This is a genomic window from Nocardiopsis sp. iso_237 (assembly GCF_056173345.1).
Genome location: NZ_CM149669.1, coordinates 4032813 through 4045461, shown reverse-complemented (window position 1 = coordinate 4045461; position 12649 = coordinate 4032813). Strand labels below are relative to the sequence as shown.

Sequence of the window (12649 nt, the reverse complement as noted above, 5' to 3'; positions counted from 1 at the left end):
GCCGTGATCGCCTTCGCTGTCCTCTGCGGCGTGTTCTGCGCAGGAGTGCTCGTCGTCGGCGCCCTCGGGACGAGGGTGCGCCGCGCGGCCTCCGCGCTGTCCGAAGGGGTGACACGAGCGGCGGGCGGGTACCAGGCGAGCAGCGCTGACCTGCGTGAGCGCGTCCGCCGTGGCGGTGCTGGGACATGACGGCCCCGCGGACGAACGCGCGTACCATCAGAGGCGCTTGGTCGCGCCCCACAGAGAGGTAGAACCATGGGACCGTTCAACGGACCTACCATCGCCATCCTGGTGATCCTGGCCATCCTGCTGTTCGGAGCCAAGAAGCTTCCGGACCTGGCCCGTTCCCTGGGGCGCAGCGCTCGCATCCTCAAGGCCGAGAGCAAGGGCCTGGTCGACGACGAGAACAACGAGTCCGAGGACCAGCAGGCCCAGCAGGCCCAGCAGAACCAGCAGGCGCAGGCACAGCAGCAGGCCCCGCAGAACCCGGCGCCGCAGCAGAACCAGCAGCCGCAGCAGCAGGGCTACCCGCAGCTTCCCCCCGGTCAGCGCATCGTCAACGAGTCCGGTGAGCCGACCAACCAGACCTACAACAACTAGAACGTTCCGGTGGACCGGCGTGGTACCGGAAGGTGCCGCGCCGGTCGGCTGTCGTCAGCGGGGAGCGTCCGCACTCGGAGCGGGCCCAAGGAGAAGAGAGTGACCGCAAGATGAGGTCCCGAAGCCGATCGGCCAACCCGGACGCCCGGATGCCGCTCATGGACCACCTGCGCGAGCTGCGCAACAGGCTGGCCAAGGTGCTGCTCATCCTGTGCCTGGGAGCCGTGGTCGGCTTCGTCTTCTACAACCGGATCTGGGACTTCCTCACCCAGCCCTACTGCTCACTGCCCGCGTCCCAGGTGGTCGACGGCGGCGGCTGCTCCCTGATCGTCACCGGCCCCTTCGACGCCTTCTTCGTCGCCTTCAAGGTCTGGATCTTCGTCGGCGCCCTGGTCACGGCCCCGCTCTGGCTCTACCAGCTGTGGGCCTTCGTGGCCCCGGCCCTGCACAGCGGCGAGAAGAAGTACGCGTACATCTTCGCCCCGCTGGCCGGGATCCTCTTCGTCTCCGGCGCGGCCCTGGCCTACTCGATCACCGCGCTCGCCCTCCAGATGCTCTTCGGGTTCCTGCCCGAGGACGCCGACCCGTACCTGACCATCGGTGAGTACCTCAGCTACATGCTCATCATGATGAGCATGTTCGGTCTGGGCTTCGTCATGCCGCTGCTGGTGGTCCTGCTCAACATCGTCGGCATCGTCACCCACGAGGCCATCGCCAAGTGGCGCCGGGTCATCATCTTCTCCGCCTTCCTGGTCGCCGCCGTCATCACCCCGGCCGAGCCGATCTCCATGCTGGCCCTGGCCGTCCCCCTCGTGATCCTCTTCGAGATCGCCGAGGTGTTCTGCTTCTTCAACGACCGCCGCAAGAAGCGCCGCGACCCCACCAGCGATCTGGACGACGACCAGATCTCCGAGCTCGACGACCAGCCCTCGGAGCTGGACCACACGCCCGCCCCGCTGGAGGAGACCGACTCCGACGGCGGCTCCGGCAAGCGATCCTGAGCCGCCGCGCGACGCGCTAGGGTTCGGCTGGGGAGGCCCCGGACGCCCGCCGGGCCGGCACGGCCGTCCGGCCGGTCCGCCCCCTCGCAACGCTGGGACACCAAGGAGAGCCCCCTCCCGTGTGGGCTCCCGGACTAGGAAGTGCTGATGAGCGAGCAGACAGAGGCCAAGAGGGAACTGCCGCCCGAGGCCATGGGCAACGAGAAGTGGCACGACACCACGCACGCGGTGTGGTTGCGGTCCTCGCTGTCCAAGGAGGAGTCCGAGGCGGTCGTGGAGGTCGCGGAGTTCGACGACGGCTTCCGCGCGGTGCGCGACGGCAAGTCCCCGGAGAAGGGCACCCTGTTCTTCACCCCCGCCGAGTGGGAGGCCTTCGTCCTGGGCGCGCGTGACGGTGAGTTCGACATCCCGGAGGAGTACCTCACCGAGGAGGAGGCCGCGATCCAGCGCGGCGAGACCGAGGTCGAGGCGACCTGGGTTCCCTCCCCGCTGAACACGCCGGAGGCGATGGAGGAGTACCATCGCCGCCAACGTGAGGAAACCGAGCGGGAGTCCACGACCGAGGACGACTGATCGGGCCACCCGCACCCGGGCGCGCGGGTGTACGGGCTCCTCACCTGACCCCGTACACCCTTTCGTTCCCCTTTGTGGGTAGGTAAGGACCGGCATATGTCCCCTCATATCGCCCTTCTGGTCAACCCGGCCTCCGGCCGTCGCCGCGCCGCCGTCATCGCCGTGCGGCTGAAGGAGGCCCTGCGCGCCCAGGGCGCGCGCGTGCACGTCTACACCGGCCGATCGGCCGCCGACAGCCGCAGGCTGGCCAGGTTGGCCGCCGCGGACCGCCCCGACGCCCTGGTCGCGGTGGGCGGCGACGGCCTGGTACACCAGGTTCTTCAGGGAGTGGTCGGCACCGGGGTGCCCCTCGCGGTCATCCCGGCGGGCAGCGGCAACGACGTGGCCCGCGCCTTCGGAGTCCCCAAGGGGTCGGCCGACAGGATCGCGGAGGCGATCCTGGCCGGGCGTACCCGGGCCAGCGACGTGGTCCGTCTGACCACCGCCGACGGCCGCCAGCGGTACTACATGAGCGTTCTGGCCTGCGGCTTCGACGCCCGGGTCAACGAGCGCGTGAACAACTTCCGGTTCGGGATGGGCCGGTTCGGCTACCTCGTCGGACTCGCCGCCGAGCTCCGCTCCTTCAAGCCCATCGACTTCGAGATCGACGTCGACGACGAGCGGATCCGCGAACCCGGCATGCTCGTGGCGGTCGGCAACACCAGCGCCTACGGCGGCGGCATGCACGTGTGCGCCGAGGCCGTCCCCGACGACGGCCTGCTCGACGTGGTCTTCGTGAAGAAGGGGCCGCTCGGCCGTTTCCTGCGCCTGTTCCCCCGGGTCTTCGCCGGGACCCACCTGGGACTGGAGGAGGTGGTGTTCAGGCGGGGGCGCACCGTCACCATCCGGGGAGAGGCCGGGACCGCCTTCGCGGACGGGGAGCCCACGGGCGCTCCGACGCTGGTGTGCGAGGTGGTGCCGAAGTCGGTCGAGATGCTGGAGCTGACCTCATAGGCTGGGAATCCTATGAGTAGTCACTCCGAGCGTTACGCCGCCTTCCGCAGGCGCCAGAGCGCCTCCAGCGCCGCGATCGAGGCCTTCCAGGGGCTCTACGGGTTCGAGTTCGACCCCTTCCAGATCAGGGCCTGCAAGGCCCTGGAAAGCGGACACGGGGTGCTGGTCGCCGCGCCGACCGGTTCCGGCAAGACCGTGGTCGGTGAGTTCGCCGTGCACCAGGCCCTCAACGAGGGCACCAAGTGCTTCTACACCACGCCGATCAAGGCCCTGTCCAACCAGAAGTACAACGACCTGGTCCGGCGCTACGGCGCCGACCAGGTCGGGCTGCTCACCGGTGACAACAGCGTCAACGGTGAGGCGCCCGTGGTCGTCATGACCACCGAGGTGCTGCGCAACATGCTGTACGAGGGTTCGTCCACCCTGGGCGGGCTGGCCTACGTGGTCATGGACGAGGTGCACTACCTCGCCGACCGGTTCCGGGGCGCGGTCTGGGAGGAGGTGATCATCCACCTCCCCGAGTCGGTGCGGATGGTCGCCCTCTCCGCGACCGTCAGCAACGCCGAGGAGTTCGGTGAGTGGCTCCAGCAGGTGCGCGGCGACACCACGGTGATCGTCGACGAGAAGCGTCCCGTCCCGCTGTGGCAGCACGTGATGGTGGGCAAGCGGATCCACGACCTGTTCGTCGACGAACAGCCGGAGGAGACCGGCGGCGAGGACGACGAGGAGGGCGGCGGCCGGAGCAGGCGCAAACGGGAGCGGCGCCGCTCCCAGCACCAGCGCCCGCGCGAGATCCAGGTGGGCGGGCGCAAGCTGCTCATCAACCCCTACCTGACCCGCACGGCGGAGGACGACTCCCGCACCACCCAGCTGGCCAACCGGCGCCGCCACCCGCAGACCCGGGCCCGGGGCAACGTGCGCCCGCGGACCCGCTTCGCCCCGCCCTCCCGGCCGATGATCATCGAGGAACTGGACGCCGAGGGCCTGCTCCCGGCGATCACCTTCATCTTCAGCCGGGCCGGGTGCGACGACGCCGTCCGCCAGTGCGTGGCCTCCGGTCTGGTGCTCACCACACCGGACGAGGCCGCCCACATCCGCGAGTACGCGGAGTCGCGCTGCGCGGACATCCCGCGTGCGGACCTGACGGTGCTCGGCTTCGACTCCTGGCTGCGCGCCCTGGAGGCGGGTATCTCCGCGCACCACGCGGGGATGCTGCCCACCTTCAAGGAGATCGTCGAGCACCTGTTCTCGAAGGGGCTGATCCGGGCGGTCTTCGCCACCGAGACGCTGGCCCTGGGCATCAACATGCCCGCCCGCACGGTGGTGATCGAGAAGCTCGACAAGTGGAACGGGGAGACCCACGCCTCGCTCACCCCCGGCGAGTACACGCAGCTCACCGGGCGTGCGGGCAGGCGCGGAATCGACGTCGAGGGGCACGCGGTCGTCGTGTGGCAGGCCGGGACCGACCCCGAGTCGGTGGCCAGCCTGGCGGGCACCCGCACCTACCCCCTCAACTCCAGCTTCCAGCCCTCGTACAACATGGCGGTGAACCTGGTCGGCCAGGTCGGCCGCCAGCGCAGTCGGAACATGCTGGAGGCGTCCTTCGCCCAGTTCCAGGCCGACCGCGCCGTGGTGGGCCTGGTCAAGCAGCTGCGCAAGCACGAGGAGGCCCTGGAGGGCTACGCCAGCGCCGCCGAGTGCCACCTCGGTGACTTCATGGAGTACGCCGGTCTGCGGCGGGCCCTCAGCGACCGCGAGTCGGTGCTGGCCAGGAACCGGTCGGTCCAGCGCCGCGACGAGGCGCTGGAGAGCCTGGAGCGGCTGCGGCCGGGCGACATCATCCGCATCCCGGCCGGGCGCTACTCGGGCCACGCGGTGGTCCTGGACCCGGGGCTGCGCCACGACCTGCCCGCACCCCTGGTGCTCACCGTCGACAAGCAGGTCAAGCGGGTCAACTCCAGCGACTTCCCGGTGCCGGTGCACCCCTCGGGGCGCATGCGCATCCCCAAGTCGTTCTCCGCGCGCTCGCCGCGTTCGCGCCAGGACCTCGCCTCGACCCTGCGCAACAAGCTGAAGGAGCGGGGCACCGACCCGTCCTTCGAGCGGGGCGGGCGCCGGGGCGCCCAGGAGGACGCCGAGGTCCAGCGGCTGCGCACCGAGCTCAAGGAGCACCCGTGCCACGGCTGCTCCGATCGCGAGGACCACGCCCGCTGGGCCGAGCGGTACTTCCGTCTCCAGAAGGAGACCGACGCGCTGCGCCGCCGCGTGGAGGGGCGCTCGCACGTCATCTCCCGCACCTTCGACCGGGTGTGCGGTGTGCTGGAGGACCTGGAGTACCTCTCGGGCGACGACGTCTCCGAGGACGGCGGCAAGCTGGCCAAGATCTACTCCGAACTCGACCTGCTGGTCGCGGAGTGCCTGCGCCGGGGCGTGTGGGAGGACCTGAACCCCGTGGAGCTGGCGGCCTGTGCCGCCGCACTGGTCTACGAGGCGCGCCGCAACGACGACGCCTACCCGAGGCTGCCCGAGGGCAGGGTCGAGGAGGCGCTGACCGAGATGAACCGGCTGTGGGGCGAGCTCAACGAGGTCGAGGCGCGCCACCGCGTGTCGTTCCTGCGCCAGCCCGACCTCGGCTTCGTGTGGACCGCGCACCGCTGGGCGCGCGGCGACCGGCTCGACGCGATCCTGCGGCAGTCCGACATGACCGCGGGCGACTTCGTGCGCACCGCGAAGATGCTCGTGGACATGCTCAGCCAGATCGCCGGGGCCGCCGCCGACCCGCACGTGCGCGGCAAGGCCCGCAAGGCGGCCGACCTCGTCCGGCGCGGCGTGGTGGCCTACTCCTCCTTCAACTAGGCGTGAGGGCGCCCCGGTGGTCGAACCGGGTCATACGGGGCGCCATCATGGGATACGCACGGGACCCCTCCGGGGGCCTGTAGTCCGCGACACATCCTGAAACGAGGCTTCGTCCATGCTGCGCACCCTCATGAACGGCAAGATCCACCGCGCGACGGTCACCCAGGCCGACCTGCACTACGTGGGGTCGGTCACCATCGACGCCGACCTGATGGACGCCGCCGACATCGTCGACGGCGAGCAGGTCCACATCGTCGACATCGACAACGGCGCCCGCCTGGTCACCTACGCCCTGGTGGGTGAGCGGGGGAGCGGGGTCATCGGGATCAACGGCGCCGCCGCGCGCCTGGTGAGCCCCGGGGACCTGGTCATCATCATCGGTTACGCCCAGGTGGACGAGCGGGAACGGGCCGACCACGTCCAGCACGTCGTGCACGTGGACGGGGAGAACCGCGTCGTCGCGCTCGGCAACGACCCGGCCGAGCCGGTCCCGGGCAGCGACCTCGTCGCCGGTCGCTGACCGGACCCGCGCCATGCGACGCCCGTGCCCCGGCACGGGCGTCCGTGTTCGCGGAAACCCCCCGAAATGGCCGGTTCCGGCCTGATCGGACATCCGGGTCCCGGGTATGTCCACAGGCGCCATGGACGAACGGGACGAGGAACGGCGCCGGGTCGCCGAACACATCGAGTGGCAGAAGCAGGGCGCCTGGGTCGTCCTGTGGGGCCCCTACACCCGGCGGTTCTGGGCGTTCGCGCGCTGGCCGGTGATCCCGGTCGGCGGGGTGGTGGTGCACGCCGACGACCCCGACCTGCTGTACGCGGAGATGCGCTACGTCGAGCGCGAGCACGACTTCCTGCGGTGGCGCTACGGGCGGGGCTGACGGGGCGGACCCGGCCTGGTCCGAAAAGGTGCGGAGGACTACGATTCATCCGTTGGCCGGATGAATCGGAGCACCCACCTCGTGTCCACAGAAACCAGCCGGGACGGGGACCCCCTCTCCGAAGCGGCTCGGGCCCGCCTGCAACGGCGTACCGTCCTCGTCCTCATGCTCGCCCAGGTCGTCGGCAGCGTCGGCATGGGCGCCATGCTCGCCGTGGGCGCGCTCATCGCCCTCGACCTGAGCGGGTCGGACGCGTGGTCGGGGATGGCCACCACGATGATCACCCTGGGCGCGGCCGCGTTCGCCCTGCCCCTGGCCTCGCTGGCCGCGCGCAGCGGGCGCCGTCCCGGCCTCTCCCTGGGCTGGCTCTTCGGTGCGCTGGGCGGAACAGTGGTCATCACCGCCACGCTCCTGGACCTCTTCGCGCTCTTCCTGTTCGGCATGCTCCTGGTCGGCGCGGGGACCGCGACCAACCTCCAGGCCCGGCACGCCGCCGCGGACCTGGCCACCGAACGCACCCGCGGCCGCGACCTGTCCGTGGTGGTGTGGGCGACGACCGTGGGTTCGGTGGTGGGTCCCAACCTCATCGGCCCGACCGGCGGACTGGCCGTCCTCCTGGGCCTGCCCGACCTGCTGGGTCCGGTGCTGCTCACCACGGTCGGGTTCCTCGGCGGCGCGGTGCTGATCGCGTTCCTGCTGCGGCCCGACCCGCTGCTGACGGCGACCGCCGAGGCCGCCCGGATCGACGCGGACCAGGGCCGGGCACCGAGGGGCGGGGTCGGGCTGACCGACGCCCTGCGGGCGATCGGCCGGACCCCGTCGGCCCTGCTGGCCGTGGTGGGGGTCGTCGCCAGCCACACCACGATGGTCTCGGTCATGACGATGACACCGGTGCACCTGACACACCACGGTGCCGAACTCACCGTCATCGGACTGACCATCTCCCTGCACATCGCCGGGATGTACGGGCTCTCCCCACTGGTGGGCTGGCTGGCGGACCGCTTCGGGCGCACACCCGTGCTCCTCACCGGGCAGGTGATCCTGCTGGCGGCCGCCGCCGTCGCCGGAACCGCCGGGCACAGTGAGGCGCTGGTGACCACCGGGCTGGTCCTGCTCGGCCTCGGCTGGTCCTTCGGGCTGGTCTCGGCCAGCGCGCTGCTGGCCGAGTCGCTGCCCGCCGAGGTCCGACCCCGAGCGCAGGGGTTCAGCGACCTCGCCATGAACCTGGGGGCCGCCTCGGCGGCCGCGCTGTCCGGCGTGGTCCTGGCGACGGTGGGCTTCGGGGGTCTGAACCTGTTCGCCGCCCTGTTCACGGTCCCGGTGTTCGTGCTCGCCCTCCGCGCCCGGGGCAAACACTTCCCGACCTTTACCGGAAACGCCCGCTGAGCTCCGCTCCGCCCCTCCTGGGCGCGGTTACGGTGCGGTTCTGAGGTGCCCGCCGCTCTCGGCGGGACGCGCCACTGGACGAAGGGGTGTTCTGGGTGAGTGATCGGGAGCCCGAGGAGGGAGCCGGTGAGCGGCCGGACCAGGATCCGGTCAACCACCACCCGCCGGAGGAGTGGCGGCCGGGCGACCCCGGCGATCCGATCGAGGGCGGCCCGCAGCCGCCCGGGGAGCCCCGGCACGACCCTCCGCCGGGAGGGGCGCACCAGCACGGCACTCCGCCGATGGGGCAGCCGTCCTACGCGCCTCCTCCCGGGGGCCCGTACCCGGGAGGGGCGCTCCACGGTGGTCCGCCGCCGGGCGGTGTGCCCCCGGGCGACCAGCCTCCGGGTGGTCCGCCCCCCGGGGACGCGTGGTCGGGCGGCCAGCCCTCATGGCAGCCGCCCCCGGGCTCCCAGCCCCCGTGGCAGCAGCCCTCGGGCGCCCAGCCCTCGTGGCAACGGCCCCCGAACGGGCAGCCCTCGTGGCAGCAGCCCCCCGGTGGTCCGCCGCCCGGGCCCCCGCAGGGCGGGGGACCCTCCTACGGGCCGCCGCCGGGCGAGCCCGGACCGTACGGGGGCGGCCCCGGGCAACCGGACCCGGGTGAGTACTCCCAGGGGCCCAGCGGCCCGGGGAGCGCGGGATACGAGCACGCGGGCTACGCCCCGGGATACGGCGGCTACCCGAGCGAGCCGGTCAACTACGGCGCCCAGGGCGGCCACGGCCACCCCGGCGGATACGGTCCCCCGGGGCAGGGCGGCTACGGCCCGCCGCCGTCGAAGCCGACTCCGTGGGGCAGGATCATCGGGATCGGCTGCGGAGTCCTGCTCCTGCTGCTCCTGGCTCTGGGCGGCTGCGCGGCGGTCGCGCTGGTCCTGGCGGACCAGAGCTCGCCCAGTGGCAGCGGCGATCCGGGCGTCGAACAGACCGAGGAGGCGCCGGGAGAGGACGTGCCCTCCGAGGCGGAGCTGACCGCCACCTCGACCGAGTTCGAGCCCAGCTCCCTCTACGTCGAGGGCGAGTTCACCAGCGTCGAGGTGACCGTCACCAACACCGGTACGGACGCCCTGGACGTCAACCCGCTCTACTTCGTCGTGGTGGACGCCGAGGGGGAGGAGCACAGTCCGGGAGACGCGATCGCGATGGACGCCAACGAGCTCGGTGTGCAGACCCTGGACCCGGGGCAGACCGCCGACGGCGCGATCACCGTCCCCGGTGAGATCGAGGCGGAGCGGGTGCTCTTCGAGCCGTACTTCACCGGCCCGGTGGAGGTCCCGGTGACCTGAGTGACGGGGCCGCCCACGGGCTCGGGACGAGGTCCTGTCAGGGGGCGAGCGCGGGGTCGCGCAGCCACTCCGACAGGGCCTCCCTGCGTTCGCTGTCGCACTTGAGCGGGCAGGTGGTGCAGTAGCCGTGCTCGGGGTCGGCCTTGTAGTCGAAGCAGCAGGTGCCCCGGACCGCCCAGGTGCCCCGGGGGTGGTCGGGGGCGAACGGGAACAGCCGCGGCCGCCTACGGGTGACGGCACCCGCCTCGACCACCGCTTCACCGAGCCGGGTGGCCAGTTCCCAGGCCTGCTCGGCGTCACGGCCCAGGTAGCGGGCCGGGTTGAGCATGTAGAAGTGCAGGGTGTCCAGGACCCAGCCCCACAGGGTGCGCTTGCCGGCGCGTGAGTGTGCGTGCAGGGCCTCGACCAGGGGCTCGACGGTGGCGAACAACGCCTCCGCGACCAGGCGCAGCTGCTCGTCCTCGTCGCGGGCGACCACGGTGTCGGGGTGGTCGGCGGCGGGGTCGTCGGGCAGGACCACGGTGCGGAGGTCGGTCACGGTGGGCGTGTCGAACCTGCTCCGGACCGTGTCCCAGGGCAGGTACAGGGTGTCCGGGGTGAGCAGCGGTCCGCGTCCGGTGAGGTACAGGCAGGCGGCGACCAGGAAGATCGGCTCGCGCAGGGTGACCCGTAGGAAGTTGGTCGCGGCGGGGAGGCGGTGGCCGGGGCCGTGCTCGGTCCGGAGCTTGTCGAACAGCACGGGGAGCCAGTCGTGTCCGGTCATCGAGGTGACGCTGTGGAACTGGACGCGGTCCACCGGACGGCCGTGGAGCCGGTCGGCGTCGGTGAGCTCGGGCAGCGGCGCGAACTTCAGCCGCGCGCTGACGCCCTGGAAGACGTCGAGCGGATCTGGAGTCACCTGGCAACCCTTCGTCGCGGAGCGGAACGGACAGGTCCGGGGGCGTGCGACAGCCGCGTCCGGACGGGTCGTGTTCACGTGCGCCTATGAAGTGAGGCTACCCTAACCATCGCGGCGGTGGCAATGCGTCAGCCTGGACGTTTGCCGAATCGTGGAGCCCTCGTGCCCTGGGGTGCGGGGGTGACGTACGGGTCCGTCGGCCGCCGTCCGACGGACCCGCGTGGTCAGTGGCTCAGGGCACGGAAGCGGCGCAGCGCCAGCGGGACGCAGACGGCCACCATCAGCGCGGGCACGCCCAGCGCCAGGAGCAGCGCGTTCTGCGCGGGCCAGGCGTCCGAGGGCAGTACTTCGTTTCCGAACAGCTCACGAGTGGCGCTGACCACGGCCGACAGCGGGTTCCACTCCGCGATCGGAGCCAGCCAGGACGGCATCGCGGTCGACGGCAGGAAGCTCGTGGACAGCATGGTGAGCGGGAAGGCCAGCGGGTAGACCAGCATGCTCGCCGCGTCGGGGTTGGTCGCGTGCAGGCCGATCAGGACCCCGAGCCACACCAGAGCGAACCGGAAGAGCAGGAGCAGCCCCACGGCGGCCAGCGCGCCGCCGACACCGTCCTCGAAGCGCCAGCCGATCAGGGCGCCGCAGCCGAGCAGCAGCACGACCTCCAGCACGGCGCGCACCATGTCGGTGAGCGTGCGCGCGCCCAGGATCGCCATCGGCGCCATGGGCATGGAGCGGAACCGGCTCATGACGTCGCGCGCGGTGTCGCGGGCGATCCCGGCCGAGGTCCCGGCGACGCCGTACAGCATGACCATGGCCAGCATGGCGGGCACCAGGAAGGTGCGGTAGTCCCGTGCCCCCGTCCCGGACATGACGTCACCGAACACGTACCCGAACAGCAGCACCATCAGCAGCGGCATGCTGATCGCGATCACCAGCTCGAAGGGGTCGCGGACCATGTGGCGCAGGTTGCGGTGGCTCAGGACCAGGACGTCGGTCCAGGCCCGGCCCCGGCGTTCGCGGGCCGGGTGGGACACGGGCGGCGTGCCCCGGTCGTGCCGGGCGGTCGGGGGAGTGGTGGTCGCGGTCATCGGGTGGCCTCCTCCGTGTTGGTCCCGGTGCCGGTCAGGCCCAGGAAGACCTCGTCGAGGCTGGGACGGCGCACCCCGATGTCGGTGATCCTCAGTCCGGAGCCGTCCAGGGCGCGTACGGCGCCGGTCAGCGCGGCCATCCGGTCCTCGGCCGACACGCTCACCCGCCGTTCGGCGGAGTGCACGCGTGCGGGGGCGGTCAGGGCCGTGCCGAGCAGCTCCGCGACGGCGGACAGGTCCGCCGGGTCGTGCACGAGCACGTCCAGGCGGTCGCCGCCCGCCTGGGACTTGAGGGTGTCCGGGGTGCCCTCCGCGATCACCCGGCCGTGGTCGATGACGGCGACGCGGTCAGCGAGCTGGTCGGCCTCCTCCAGGTACTGCGTGGTGAGCAGCACGGTGGCCCCTCCGCGGACGAGGTCGCGGACGGCCTCCCACACCTGGATCCGGCTGCGCGGGTCGAGCCCGGTCGTGGGTTCGTCGAGGAACAGGACACGGGGCTCCTGGATGAGGCTGACCGCCAGGTCGAGGCGGCGGCGCATCCCGCCGGAGTAGCCGCTGGCGGGGCGGTCGGCGGCGTCGACGAGGTCGAACCGCTCCAGGAGCTCCCGGGCGCGCTCGCGTGCGCCGGTCCGGTCGAACCCGTACAGACGGGAGAACATCACGAGGTTCTCGCGGGCGGTCAGGATCTCGTCGACGGAGGCGTACTGGCCGGTCAGGCCGATGACGGAGCGGACCATCTCCGGTGCGGTGAGCACGTCGTGGCCGCCGACCGAGGCCGTGCCGGAGTCGGGTCGCAGGAGGGTGGACAGGACGCGCACGGCGGTGGTCTTGCCCGCCCCGTTGGGTCCGAGCAGGCCGAGGACGGTGCCGGGGGCGACGGTGAGGTCGAGCCCGTCCAGGGCCCGGGTGTCGCCGTAGCGCTTGTGGAGTCCCCTGGCCCTGACGGCCGGGGGAGACGACGGTTCCATGACTGTGTGCCTCATAAACTGTGTACGTACTAAACTGATTAGTTTAAGTAGTACACAGTTTTAGGATGGGAGTCAACCAAGGC

General features: G+C 71.6%; 13 protein-coding genes. 10 read left to right on the top strand and 3 right to left on the bottom strand.

Annotated features, from left to right (window positions below):
* Window positions 1-3: 3 nt before the first annotated feature.
* The 10 genes from AC0VYM_RS18530 to AC0VYM_RS18485 all read left to right on the top strand — a co-directional run bounded on the left by AC0VYM_RS18530 (window position 4) and on the right by AC0VYM_RS18485 (window position 9612).
* Window positions 4-189 carry a hypothetical protein gene (locus AC0VYM_RS18530; protein ID WP_475453881.1) on the top strand — a complete coding sequence of 62 codons (186 nt, stop codon included), beginning with the start codon at window positions 4-6 and terminating at the stop codon, window positions 187-189.
* 66 nt (window positions 190-255) lie between these two features.
* Window positions 256-600 (top strand): Sec-independent protein translocase subunit TatA, encoded by a 345-nt coding sequence (gene tatA, locus AC0VYM_RS18525; RefSeq protein WP_475453878.1) that lies wholly within the window; start codon window positions 256-258, stop codon window positions 598-600.
* Between the two features lie 149 nt (window positions 601-749).
* The gene (gene tatC / locus AC0VYM_RS18520) at window positions 750-1601 is read left to right on the top strand and encodes a twin-arginine translocase subunit TatC (RefSeq protein WP_475463107.1); all 852 of its coding nucleotides are present in this window, start codon (window positions 750-752) and stop codon (window positions 1599-1601) included.
* Between the two features lie 147 nt (window positions 1602-1748).
* A complete protein-coding gene (locus AC0VYM_RS18515) occupies window positions 1749-2174 on the top strand; it encodes a DUF397 domain-containing protein (RefSeq protein ID WP_475453875.1) in 426 nt (141 codons plus the stop codon).
* Window positions 2175-2270: 96 nt separating this feature from the next.
* On the top strand, window positions 2271-3167 hold the full coding sequence (locus AC0VYM_RS18510) for a diacylglycerol/lipid kinase family protein (protein WP_475453873.1): 897 nt from the start codon (window positions 2271-2273) through the stop codon (window positions 3165-3167).
* Window positions 3168-3179: 12 nt separating this feature from the next.
* Window positions 3180-6023: a DEAD/DEAH box helicase gene (locus AC0VYM_RS18505; RefSeq protein ID WP_475453870.1), complete on the top strand. Its 2844-nt coding sequence runs from the start codon at window positions 3180-3182 to the stop codon at window positions 6021-6023.
* A gap of 115 nt (window positions 6024-6138) precedes the next feature.
* The gene (gene panD, locus AC0VYM_RS18500) at window positions 6139-6543 is read left to right on the top strand and encodes an aspartate 1-decarboxylase (protein WP_475453867.1); all 405 of its coding nucleotides are present in this window, start codon (window positions 6139-6141) and stop codon (window positions 6541-6543) included.
* A gap of 121 nt (window positions 6544-6664) precedes the next feature.
* Window positions 6665-6904: a hypothetical protein gene (locus AC0VYM_RS18495; protein ID WP_378744094.1), complete on the top strand. Its 240-nt coding sequence runs from the start codon at window positions 6665-6667 to the stop codon at window positions 6902-6904.
* An 81-nt stretch (window positions 6905-6985) separates the two neighbouring features.
* Window positions 6986-8290, top strand: coding sequence for an MFS transporter (locus tag AC0VYM_RS18490; RefSeq protein ID WP_475453864.1), 1305 nt, complete (start codon window positions 6986-6988; stop codon window positions 8288-8290).
* Window positions 8291-8385: 95 nt separating this feature from the next.
* Window positions 8386-9612, top strand: a complete 1227-nt coding sequence (locus AC0VYM_RS18485) for a DUF4352 domain-containing protein (protein ID WP_475453861.1) — start codon at window positions 8386-8388, stop codon at window positions 9610-9612.
* A gap of 37 nt (window positions 9613-9649) precedes the next feature.
* Here AC0VYM_RS18485 and AC0VYM_RS18480 read toward each other — a convergent pair whose 3' ends face one another.
* The 3 genes from AC0VYM_RS18480 to AC0VYM_RS18470 all read right to left on the bottom strand — a co-directional run bounded on the left by AC0VYM_RS18480 (window position 9650) and on the right by AC0VYM_RS18470 (window position 12566).
* Window positions 9650-10510 (bottom strand): (2Fe-2S)-binding protein, encoded by an 861-nt coding sequence (locus tag AC0VYM_RS18480; RefSeq protein ID WP_475453858.1) that lies wholly within the window; start codon window positions 10508-10510, stop codon window positions 9650-9652.
* A gap of 224 nt (window positions 10511-10734) precedes the next feature.
* Window positions 10735-11598 (bottom strand): ABC transporter permease, encoded by an 864-nt coding sequence (locus AC0VYM_RS18475; RefSeq protein ID WP_475453856.1) that lies wholly within the window; start codon window positions 11596-11598, stop codon window positions 10735-10737.
* A complete protein-coding gene (locus AC0VYM_RS18470) occupies window positions 11595-12566 on the bottom strand; it encodes an ATP-binding cassette domain-containing protein (RefSeq protein WP_475453853.1) in 972 nt (323 codons plus the stop codon). The genes AC0VYM_RS18475 and AC0VYM_RS18470 overlap by 4 nt, the downstream gene beginning before the upstream one ends.
* Window positions 12567-12649: the final 83 nt, after the last annotated feature.

Coding starts and splice junctions, on each gene's coding strand:
- tatC (WP_475463107.1), top strand. CDS start 750: ATGCCGCTCATGGACCACCTGCGCGAGCTGCGCAACAGGCTGGCCAAG.
- panD (WP_475453867.1), top strand. CDS start 6,139: ATGCTGCGCACCCTCATGAACGGCAAGATCCACCGCGCGACGGTCACC.
- AC0VYM_RS18515 (WP_475453875.1), top strand. CDS start 1,749: ATGAGCGAGCAGACAGAGGCCAAGAGGGAACTGCCGCCCGAGGCCATG.
- AC0VYM_RS18475 (WP_475453856.1), bottom strand. CDS start 11,598: ATGACCGCGACCACCACTCCCCCGACCGCCCGGCACGACCGGGGCACG.
- AC0VYM_RS18470 (WP_475453853.1), bottom strand. CDS start 12,566: ATGGAACCGTCGTCTCCCCCGGCCGTCAGGGCCAGGGGACTCCACAAG.
- tatA (WP_475453878.1), top strand. CDS start 256: ATGGGACCGTTCAACGGACCTACCATCGCCATCCTGGTGATCCTGGCC.
- AC0VYM_RS18495 (WP_378744094.1), top strand. CDS start 6,665: ATGGACGAACGGGACGAGGAACGGCGCCGGGTCGCCGAACACATCGAG.
- AC0VYM_RS18505 (WP_475453870.1), top strand. CDS start 3,180: ATGAGTAGTCACTCCGAGCGTTACGCCGCCTTCCGCAGGCGCCAGAGC.
- AC0VYM_RS18510 (WP_475453873.1), top strand. CDS start 2,271: ATGTCCCCTCATATCGCCCTTCTGGTCAACCCGGCCTCCGGCCGTCGC.